General features: G+C 66.8%; 10 protein-coding genes. 7 read left to right on the top strand and 3 right to left on the bottom strand.

Annotated features, from left to right (window positions below; all coding sequences use genetic code 11):
• Positions 1-21: 21 nt before the first annotated feature.
• The 5 genes from C8N32_RS03840 to lpxK all read left to right on the top strand — a co-directional run bounded on the left by C8N32_RS03840 (position 22) and on the right by lpxK (position 4,632).
• The gene (locus C8N32_RS03840) at positions 22-1,365 is read left to right on the top strand and encodes a TldD/PmbA family protein (RefSeq protein WP_207187009.1); all 1,344 of its coding nucleotides are present in this window, start codon (positions 22-24) and stop codon (positions 1,363-1,365) included.
• Entirely contained in the window at positions 1,352-2,122 is a 771-nt protein-coding gene (locus C8N32_RS03835) for an inositol monophosphatase family protein (RefSeq protein ID WP_107891148.1), read from the top strand. The genes C8N32_RS03840 and C8N32_RS03835 overlap by 14 nt, the downstream gene beginning before the upstream one ends.
• Before the next feature lie 67 nt (positions 2,123-2,189).
• A complete protein-coding gene (locus tag C8N32_RS03830; RefSeq protein WP_107891147.1) occupies positions 2,190-2,435 on the top strand; it encodes a DUF4170 domain-containing protein in 246 nt (81 codons plus the stop codon).
• Positions 2,436-2,479: 44 nt separating this feature from the next.
• Positions 2,480-3,643 carry a 3-deoxy-D-manno-octulosonic acid transferase gene (locus tag C8N32_RS03825; protein ID WP_170106724.1) on the top strand — a complete coding sequence of 388 codons (1,164 nt, stop codon included), beginning with the start codon at positions 2,480-2,482 and terminating at the stop codon, positions 3,641-3,643.
• Positions 3,643-4,632, top strand: coding sequence for a tetraacyldisaccharide 4'-kinase (gene lpxK, locus C8N32_RS03820; RefSeq protein WP_107891145.1), 990 nt, complete (start codon positions 3,643-3,645; stop codon positions 4,630-4,632). The genes C8N32_RS03825 and lpxK overlap by 1 nt, the downstream gene beginning before the upstream one ends.
• Here the strand turns inward: lpxK and C8N32_RS03815 are convergent.
• From C8N32_RS03815 to C8N32_RS03805, 3 genes are read right to left on the bottom strand one after another with little or no spacing between them, the layout of a single operon-like run.
• On the bottom strand, positions 4,610-5,761 hold the full coding sequence (locus tag C8N32_RS03815) for a CaiB/BaiF CoA transferase family protein (RefSeq protein WP_107891144.1): 1,152 nt from the start codon (positions 5,759-5,761) through the stop codon (positions 4,610-4,612). The two genes, lpxK and C8N32_RS03815, sit on opposite strands and share 23 nt — an antisense overlap.
• Positions 5,758-6,417: a DsbA family protein gene (locus C8N32_RS03810; protein ID WP_107891143.1), complete on the bottom strand. Its 660-nt coding sequence runs from the start codon at positions 6,415-6,417 to the stop codon at positions 5,758-5,760. Before C8N32_RS03810 ends, C8N32_RS03815 begins: the two co-directional genes overlap by 4 nt.
• Positions 6,418-6,951: a DUF721 domain-containing protein gene (locus C8N32_RS03805; protein WP_107891142.1), complete on the bottom strand. Its 534-nt coding sequence runs from the start codon at positions 6,949-6,951 to the stop codon at positions 6,418-6,420.
• A gap of 84 nt (positions 6,952-7,035) precedes the next feature.
• On the opposite strand from C8N32_RS03805, the gene C8N32_RS03800 reads away from it, so the two are divergent.
• Together C8N32_RS03800 and C8N32_RS03795 are read left to right on the top strand one after the other, a co-directional pair.
• Positions 7,036-8,115, top strand: a complete 1,080-nt coding sequence (locus C8N32_RS03800; RefSeq protein WP_107891141.1) for an A/G-specific adenine glycosylase — start codon at positions 7,036-7,038, stop codon at positions 8,113-8,115.
• A 37-nt stretch (positions 8,116-8,152) separates the two neighbouring features.
• Complete coding sequence (locus C8N32_RS03795) at positions 8,153-9,283, top strand: alkane 1-monooxygenase (RefSeq protein ID WP_107891140.1); 1,131 nt, start codon at positions 8,153-8,155, stop codon at positions 9,281-9,283.
• The last annotated feature ends 51 nt before the right edge of the window (positions 9,284-9,334 follow it).

The following is a 9,334-nucleotide window of genomic DNA, read 5'->3' as shown; positions in this document are numbered from 1 at the left end:
CTCAACAACCGCCCGAGAATCATGCCCAACCCGGAAACCCTGCCCCAGACCCTGATCGAGGCCGCCCGCAAAGCGGGTGCCGACGCCGCCGATGCCATCGCCATCCACGGCACATCCCTGTCCATCGACGTGCGCGAGGGTGCTCTGGAACAGGCGGAACGCTCGGAAGGAACGGAAATCGGCCTGCGGGTCCTGGTGGGGCAGCGGCAGGCCTGCGTGTCGGCCTCTGACACACGTCGTGAAACGATCACCGAAATGGCGGCCCGCGCCGTCGCCATGGCCCGCGAAGCCCCCGAGGACGTGACCCTTGGCCTTGCCGCCTCCGCCGAACTGGCCCGTGACCGGGACATCGCCGCGCTGGAACTGGCCGATCCCGCCCCCGAGCCCGCACCCGCCGCCCTGGAGGAAGACGCCCGTCGCGCCGAGGCCGCGGCCCTGTCGGTCCGGGGGGTAACGCAGGTTCAGGCGGCCTCCGCCGGATATGGACGCCACGACATCCGGCTTGCGGCAAGCAACGGCTTTTCCGCAGGCTACAGCCGCACCGACCGGGGCATAACCTGCGTGGCGATCAGCGGAACGGGAACCGGGATGGAACGTGACTATTGCAGCGAAACCCGCGTCTTTCAATCCGATCTGCCCAGCCCGGAAGGGATCGGCGCCCTGGCCGGGAAACGGTGCGTCGCCCGCGCGGCCCCGCGCCGCCCGCAGACCGGCGCGTTTCCGGTTCTTTACGACGAACGGGTGTCGGCCTCTCTGGTGGGGCACCTGCTGGCCGCCGTGAACGGGGCGGCCATCGTGCGCGGGGCCTCCTGGTTGCGCGACGCGCTGGGCGATCGGGTCTTGCCTTCCGGGCTCTCCCTGATCGAGGAGCCACACCGCCCGCGTATCGCCGCCTCACGTCCCTTCGATGCCGAAGGGCTGCCCACGGCCCGTCGCGCAATCGTTGAAAACGGCGTCCTGACAGGCTGGGTTCTGGATCTGGGAACCGCACGCAAGCTGGGCCTTTCCAGCACCGCCAATGCCGTGCGCGGGGCCTCCTCTCCCCCCGCCCCTTCGGCCGGGAACGTCACGCTGACACCGGGGGGGCGCAGCCGCGCCGATCTGATCCGCGACATGGGAACCGGGCTTTTGGTAACATCTCTGATCGGATCGACGATCAACCCCAACACGGGGGATTATTCGCGTGGCGCAGCGGGGTTCTGGGTGGAAAACGGCGAAATCGTCTACCCGGTCAATGAATGCACCATCGCAGGTAACCTGCGGGACATGCTGCGCAGCCTGCACCCCGCCAACGACGCCCGCCCGCATTTGTCCCGGCGGGTCCCCAGCCTGCTGGTCGAGGGGCTGACCCTTGCCGGAGACTGATCTCGCGCTGTTGGTCCGCGCTGCACAGAAAGCCGGGGAGATCGCCCGGAACCACTGGGGAAAGGCGCCGAAGGTCTGGCACAAGCCGGGGCAAGGCCCCGTGAGCGAGGCCGACCTGGAAATAGATGCCGCCCTGCATGCCATCCTTTCCCCGGCGCGGCCCGATTACGGCTGGCTCTCCGAGGAAACCCCCGACAGTTCCGATCGCCTCAGCGCCGAACGTCTGTTCATCGTCGATCCGCTGGATGGAACCCGCGCCTTCCTGAACGGCGACAGGGGTTTCGCCCACGCGCTGGCCGTGGCGCGGGCCGGTGCAGTACAGACGGCGGTGGTTTTCCTGCCGCTGCTGGACAAGATATATACCGCACAGGCAGGACGGGGCGCGTGGCTCAATGGCGTCTCCCTTGCCGCCAGCACGCGGACGGACCCCGAAGGGGCACAGGTGCTGACCGGGCGCCCGGCGCTTGACCCCCAGCACTGGGCGGGCACGGTTCCGGCGCTGCGGCGTGCCTATCGGCCCTCGCTGGCCTATCGGCTTTGCCTTGTGGCCGAAGGGCGTTTCGACGCGATGCTGACCCTGCGCGACAGCTGGCACTGGGATATCGCCGCCGGGGCGCTGGTGGCACAGGAAGCCGGGGCGCGCGTCAGCGACAGCCGGGGCGGGGCGCTGCACTTCAACATTTTGCCCCCGGTGGCAATCGGTGTTCTGGCTGCGCCGCCGGCCCTGCACCTTGCCCTGACCGCGCGCCTGAGGTGACTTTTACCCGTCGCGGGCTTGGTCTAGGGTGCGCCCGCAAGATACGCGCGAAACTCCGGAGGATCTTATGCCACAGCGCCTGCACCTCGTCTTTGGCGGCGAACTGGTCGACCCCAGCAAGACCGCCTTCAAGAATGTCGACGAGATTCACATCGTCGGGATGTTTCCCGATTACGCCAGCGCCTACGAGGCCTGGAAGGCCGAGGCCCAGAAGACGGTGGACAACGCGCATATGCGTTATTTCATCGCCCATATTCACCGTTTGCGCGACGAAGAGGCCGAGGCCAGCCCGACCGAAGAGCTGGACAACTGAATCCCATGCCCCGACCGGGACAGCGATCTCTGACACGGGCACACATGGACGACGGGCCAGGGGACGGTCCCCTGCCCGCCCGCCCCGAAGGCCCGCTGATCTGGCTGCACCACCCCCCTGCGGCAGCCGTCGGTATGCTTGAGGAGATGCTTTCCCAGGTTCGCGAAGAACACCCGGACCTCACCGTCCTGCTGAGCCACCCCCCAGAGCACGGCAACGGCGGGATGCCTCCCAACGCCTGGACAATCGTCCAACACGACCCGCCGCCGGAGCGGGCCGCCAGCGCCGATTTCGTCGCTCATTGGCGGCCCGATCTCGCGTTCTGGTTCCCCGATGACGCGGTGTCCAGGCTCTCCAACGCCTGCATGGACAGCGGCACACGGAATTTTCTCGTCGCGACCTCGGTCCCCGATCGGTGGCGCGCACGCTGGGGCGGCCGCCGGTCGCGCAACCGCTTGCGCCGGTTCGACCACCTTTTCGTATCCCAGCCGCACGACCTGCCTCTTTTCCGCAGCTTTGGCTTCTCCCCGGATCAAATCAGCCTGGCAGGGCCCCTTGCACCACTGACCAAACCCCCCGCCTGTGACGAAGCCCTTCAGGACGCGCTGTCGTATCTGTTTGCCGGACGTCCCATGTGGCTGGCCATCGGCACCAGCCAGGCCGAAGATCCCCTGATTTGCGCGGCACAGGCCAATGCGATGCGGCTGTCGCACCGGCTGCTTCTGGTGCTTGCGCCCGACCGCCCCCAGCGAGCCCCGGCACTGGCCGATGCGCTGAGCGCGAAGGGCTGGCGCGTCGCCCGCCGCAGCCTGGGCGAAGAGCCGGAAGAGGACACTCAGATCTATCTGGCGGACAGCCCCGGGGAGGCGGGCCTGTGGTACCGGCTGGCCCCAATCTGTTTTCTGGGCGGTACGCTCGCCGGGGGTCGCGCACGCGACCCCTACGCCCCCGCTGGGCTGGGCGCCGCGATCCTGCACGGACCCTTCACAGGGGGATACGGCGAACGCTACCAGAGGCTGAACCAGATGGCCGGGGCCTGGCAGGTGCGCGACGCATCGGGGTTGGCGGAGGCGCTGAATGCCTTGCTCTCCCCCGAGCGTGCCGCCGCAATGGCGCTTGCCGCATGGAAAGTGGCAACCGAAGGGGCCGAAGCCGCCAATCGTATCGGCAGCCATGTGCTGCGTGCCCTCAGGGAAGGGGGCCACTGATGCGCCCGCCCCGCTTCTGGTACAGCGATCCGGACCGTCCTGCCCTTGCAGCCCGCGCCCTGGCCCCGATCGGCGCGCTTTATGCCCGCGCAACCGCCCGGCGGATGGCCCGGCCGGGGTTGCGCGCCGGAGTTCCGGTAATCTGTGTCGGGAACCTCAACGCCGGGGGCACCGGGAAAACCCCCACCGCCATTGCCCTGATCTTGCGCCTGACGGAACGCGGCCTGCGCGCACATGTCGTCAGCCGAGGCTATGGCGGGCACCTTGCGGGGCCCGTGCGCGTGAGGGAGCGCACCCATAGGGCCGCCGATGTCGGGGATGAACCGCTTCTCCTGGCGGCCTTCGCGCCGACCTGGGTCGCAAAAGACCGTGCGGCGGGCGTACAGGCGGCACAGGCAGGGGCGGATGTGATCGTGCTGGATGACGGGTTTCAGAACCCTGCGGTGATCAAGGACCTTTCCATTGTCACCGTCGATGCCGCCAAGGGGTTTGGCAACGGGCGCGTGCTGCCCGCAGGCCCCCTGCGCGAACCCGTGCCCACGGGCCTTGCCCGGGCGGACATGCTGCTGTCGATCGGGCCGCGCCCGGCCCAGCGCCACTTTACCAAAACCTGGGCGCATGCCCTGACCATACCCCACCTGACCGGTGTGCTGCACCCACTTCCCACCGGAATGGACTGGGACGGCATGCCGGTTCTGGCGTTTGCCGGAATTGGCCACCCGGAGAAGTTCTTCGCCACGGTCGAAGCCTTGGGCGCGCGGCTGATCCGGGCCGAGGCGCTGGAAGATCACCAGCCCCTGACCGAAGCCCTGATGAAGCGCCTTGAAATCGAGGCCCGGACCCTGAAGGCCCAGCTTGTCACGACGGAAAAGGACGCCGTTCGCCTGCCGCCCGCCTTCCGGCGGCAGGTGCTGACGGTTCCCGTACGACTGGTCCCGGACGATTGGGCGCCGGTGGACGCCGCGCTTACCCGGCTTTTCGGCGCGTAAGCGCGGCGCGCACTTCTTCCCCATGCTGATCGAGCCGCGGCGCGGGATCGTCCAGCGACAGCGTCGCGGCGGAAAAGGTGATCGGCGTGCGCACACCCGGCAGGCCGCCCGCATCGGTCTGGATCGCGCGGTGCACGATCTGTGGGTCGGCAAAGACTTCGGCCATGCTGTTGATCGGACCGGCGGGCACGCCGTGGCTCTCACACGCGTCCAGCAGCCCGGCCCTGGTAAAGCCACGGGTGGCTGCGGTCAGGCGTTCGGTCAGGCCGGCGCGGTTCATGACCCGGTCGGCATTGGTCGCGAACTCTGCCGCTTCGGCCAGCGCGGGCAGGCCCAGAAGGGCGCACAGGCGTGCGAACTGCCCATCATTGCCGACGGCGATGATGACATGCCCATCCGAGCAATCGAACACCTGATACGGTGCGAGGTTGGGATGCGCATTACCCATCCGCGTCGGCGCGGTGCCGGTGGTCAGGTAGTTCATCGCCTGGTTGGCGGTGATCGCGGTGGCCACATCCAGAAGCGACATGTCCACCTGCTGGCCCTTGCCGGTCGCGTTGCGCTGATGCACGGCGGCCAGGATTCCCACTGCGGCATAGATACCCGTGAATATATCGGTCACCGCCACGCCCACCTTCTGGGGCTGGCCACCGGGATCGCCGGTGATGGACATCAGCCCCGACATGCCCTGGATGATGAAGTCATATCCCGCGCGGTGGGCGTAGGGGCCATCCTGTCCGAAGCCCGTCACCGAACAATAGACCAGCCGCGGGTTCACCTGCTTGAGGCTGTCGTAGTCGAGCCCGTACTTGGCCAGCCCGCCGACCTTGAAGTTCTCGATCACGATATCCGCGTCGACCACGAGATCGCGCACCAGCCTTTGTCCCTCGGGGGTGCGAAAATCCGCCGCGATGGAGCGTTTGCCCCGGTTGCAGGCGTGGAAATAGGAGGCCGTGCGCTCCCCCTGCCGCTCTACGAACGGGGGGCCCCAGCGGCGGGTATCATCGCCCTGAGGGGCCTCGACCTTGATGACCTCGGCCCCGAGATCCGCAAGAATCTGCCCGGCCCACGGACCGGCAAGGATGCGGGCAAGTTCAACGACCTTCAGGCCGGAAAGGGGTGCTGTCATGGTTTGCTGGCCAGTTTCTCGTCAAGGATGGATTTCAGATCGGCATAGGACATGTTGGAATATTTCCGGCCGTCGATGACAAGGGAGGGCGTCGCGTCAATGCCATGCTTGGCAGTCTGCTCGTCCGACCACGCCACCAGCGCCTGCGCGGTATCTCCATCCTGCATGCAGGCAGAAAGCGTTTCCTCGGAAATGCCGGCACTGCGCCCGATTTTTTGCAGCGCGGCGGCGACATCGGCGGGTTCCCCGGCCTTGAGCCAGGCGCGCTGACGGTCGTAGATCATGTCCACGAGGCCGAAAAAGCGCATCTCCCCCCCGCACCGGGCAACCATCCCGGCCCACAGGGCGTACCTGTCCCAGTAGACTTCCTGATAGGCGAAATGCACCTTTCCGGTATCGATGTAATCTGCCTTGAGCCGCTTGAACACATCATCGTGGAAGTTGCCGCAATGCCCACATGTGAAAGAGGCGAATTCCTGCACCTTCACCGGTGCCTGCGGATCGCCCAGCGTCATCGCCGTGATCGCAACCGGCTTTGCCGTCTGCGCCTGCGCGGGGGCAATCGGCGGGAGTGTGGGGGTCTGGGTCGTCAGCCAGAAGCCGCCCAGGGCGGCCACGGCCAGTACGCCAAGCAACATGTGCGGGTAACGCGGCATTCAGGTCTCCTTTGCTTTCGGTCGGGACAGAACATTGCGGGCCAGTCGCTCCAGCGCGGTACGCAGGCTTTCATCCTGAACATCGGCGGAAAGCTTTTCGGCCCGCACGGCGGTCCCCGGATCGGGCGTGGCCGGGGCGCGGGAACGGGGCGCGAATTGAACCTGCCCTTCGGCAAAACCCGTGGAGGCCGTCTGGGTCAGGTGAATCCGGGCGATGGCGGCATAGCCGTAGCAGGCATTGACCTGTTCACGAACGGCCTCTTTGCGCATTTCCAGAACCGGCGCCAGCGCACCGGTCGTCAGGAGAGTCAGCGTGGCGCCAAAGCCTTTGCGCCCATATCTGATCTCCACCGGACGGCAGGTGGCGGCGATCTCCGGTCCCACGATCTCGGGCCAATGGGTCAGCAGGCGCGACTCGGCAAAGCCCCGTGTTTCCCCGACCTTGCGGATGCGCGGCTGGAGCAGCACCGAGGCGCGTTCAAATCCGCGCCCGCGCCGGGTCGCCGCCTTGGAAACGGTGGAGGTGCCTGTCATGCCTGTCAAAATCTCCCTTTCGGGCTATTCTATGCGGCTGATCGGGCGTCAGCCAGCGAAATGACCGGAAAAAGGGCATAAAACTTGCGTGACAAGGCACTTAGCAAAAACCTTCTGGAGTGGTACGACACCCACGCCCGAATCTTGCCCTGGCGGGTGGGACCGAAGGAACAGGCGACAGGTGTGCGCCCCGATCCATACGCGGTCTGGCTGTCGGAGGTGATGCTGCAACAAACAACTGTCGCGGCAGTGAAAGACTATTTTCACCGTTTCACCATGCGCTGGCCCGACATACGGGCACTGGCGGCAGCGGACGATGACGAGGTCATGGCCCAATGGGCCGGGCTGGGATATTACGCGCGGGCGCGCAACCTGCTCAAATGCGCCCGGACGGTGGCCGCGTCGGGCGGGCGGTTCCCCGACACGCGGGCGGCGTTGCAGGAACTGCCGGGTATCGGCCCCTACACCTCCGCCGCGATTGCCGCGATCGCCTTCGACAGGGCCGAACCCGTGGTGGATGGCAACGTGGAACGCGTGATGGCCCGCCTCTTCGCCATAGAGACCCCTTTACCAAAGGCCAAACCGGAACTGACCGCCCATGCCGCCGCCCTCACGCCCGGTCACCGCCCGGGCGATTACGCCCAGGCGGTGATGGATCTCGGAGCCACGGTCTGCACACCGAAATCGCCGGCCTGCGGAATCTGCCCCTGGCGCGGCCCTTGCGCCGCACGGGCGAGGGGCGCACAGACGGATCTGCCGCGCAAGATCCGCAAACCCCCAAAACCCACCCGCCACGGCATTGTCTATATCGGGCGACGGATGGATGGCGCGTGGTTGCTGGAACGACGCCCCGCCAGCGGCCTGCTGGGCGGCATGCTGGGCTGGCCGGGCAGCATGGGGGGTGAAACCCCGGCCTCCGCACCTCCGGCCCCCGGCCCATGGCGGCCACTGGGGGCTGAAGTGCGCCATACCTTCACCCATTTTCACCTGCGGCTGGAAGTGCAGGTCGCCTCACTGTCCCAAAACACCACGCCCGAGCGCGGCTTCTTCCTTGATCGTCAAGCCTTCGCCCCCGGCACCTTGCCCACGGTGATGCGCAAGGCCTTCGGTCTGGCCGCGACCTGCTGGACCGTTGAGGAAACCCGGGACTTGCCGCTAAAATGATCCGCGATGAAAGCCCCGTTTCCGCGCAAGGACCGCCATGACCCATATTGCCGCCTTCCGCAATGCCGCCCCCTTCTGGATCTCGCTGGGGATGGTGCCCCTTGCCCTGCTGGGGGCCCTTGCCGGCGGGTGGACGGTGGTCCTGCTGCCGGTTTATGGCTGGGTTTCGGTCACGCTGCTGGATGGCGTTCTGGGCCGCAACACCGCCAACCCCGACCCCGACACCCCGGAAGAAGACCTGTTCTGGTATCGGGTCGTCACGATGATCTGGTTCCCGATCCAGTTTCTGACGATCTTCGGCATGATCTGGTGGGTGGGCCGCGCCCCGCATCTGGGAACTTTGGAAACCATTGTGCTGTTTTTCGGCGTCGGCGTGATCTCGGGAACGGTCGGGCTGGTGTATGCCCACGAACTTCTGCACCAGCGCAACCGCCTGGAACGCTGGCTGGGCGACCTTCTGCTGGCCTCGGTGCTGTACAGCCACTTCCGGACCGAACATCTCCTGGTTCACCACCCCCATGTGGGGACGCCACGCGATGCCGTGACCGCCCGCTACAACGAGGGCTTTCATCGTTTCTTCTGGCGCGTGCTGCGGGAGGGACCCCGCTCTGCCTGGCGGGCTGAGCGGCTGATGCTGGCCCGCCGCGGGCTCCCTGTCTGGCACCGCTCCAACCCGTTCTGGCGTTACGGCGCGTTGCAACTGGGCGCACTCGCGCTGGCGCTGGCCCTGGGCGGCCCGGTGGGGCTGATGTTGTTCCTGTGGCAGGCGCTGGTTGCGATCTGGCAACTGGAACTGACGAACTATGTCGAGCATTACGGCCTGACGAGACGCTATCTGGGCGAGGGCAAATACGAACCCGTCCGCCCGCATCACAGCTGGAATGCCGATCACAAGGCGTCGAACTGGCTTCTGATCAACCTTCAGCGCCATTCGGACCATCACTACAAGCCCGCACGGCGGTTCCCGCTGTTGCAGACCTATTCCGAAGAGGAGGCACCGCAACTTCCGCTCGGATACCCGGCGATGACTTCTCTGGCGATGATCCCGCCCCTGTGGCGGCGGCGGATGAATCCCCGCGTGCGGGCATGGCGGCGACGGCACTACCCCGATATCGAAGACTGGGCGCCATATAAGGCGGCCGAGTTCCCGTGGCCTGCCGGCTCCTGAGATGCGGGATATACGGGGGGGGGCGCGAACGTGTGAGGCCCGCCCCGCCAG

Source organism: Rhodovulum imhoffii (genome assembly GCF_003046545.1).
GTDB lineage: Bacteria > Pseudomonadota > Alphaproteobacteria > Rhodobacterales > Rhodobacteraceae > Rhodovulum > Rhodovulum imhoffii.
The sequence above is the reverse complement of the archived record's forward strand: the minus strand, read 5'-3'. Positions and strand labels throughout refer to the sequence as shown.

Bases quoted from the DNA above. Each gene is read 5' to 3' on its own strand.
- C8N32_RS03840 (WP_207187009.1), top strand. From the start codon at position 22: ATGCCCAACCCGGAAACCCTGCCCCAGACCCTGATCGAGGCCGCCCGC.
- C8N32_RS03830 (WP_107891147.1), top strand. From the start codon at position 2,190: ATGCCACAGCGCCTGCACCTCGTCTTTGGCGGCGAACTGGTCGACCCC.
- C8N32_RS03825 (WP_170106724.1), top strand. From the start codon at position 2,480: ATGGACGACGGGCCAGGGGACGGTCCCCTGCCCGCCCGCCCCGAAGGC.
- lpxK (WP_107891145.1), top strand. From the start codon at position 3,643: ATGCGCCCGCCCCGCTTCTGGTACAGCGATCCGGACCGTCCTGCCCTT.
- C8N32_RS03815 (WP_107891144.1), bottom strand. From the start codon at position 5,761: ATGACAGCACCCCTTTCCGGCCTGAAGGTCGTTGAACTTGCCCGCATC.
- C8N32_RS03810 (WP_107891143.1), bottom strand. From the start codon at position 6,417: ATGCCGCGTTACCCGCACATGTTGCTTGGCGTACTGGCCGTGGCCGCC.
- C8N32_RS03805 (WP_107891142.1), bottom strand. From the start codon at position 6,951: ATGACAGGCACCTCCACCGTTTCCAAGGCGGCGACCCGGCGCGGGCGC.
- C8N32_RS03795 (WP_107891140.1), top strand. From the start codon at position 8,153: ATGACCCATATTGCCGCCTTCCGCAATGCCGCCCCCTTCTGGATCTCG.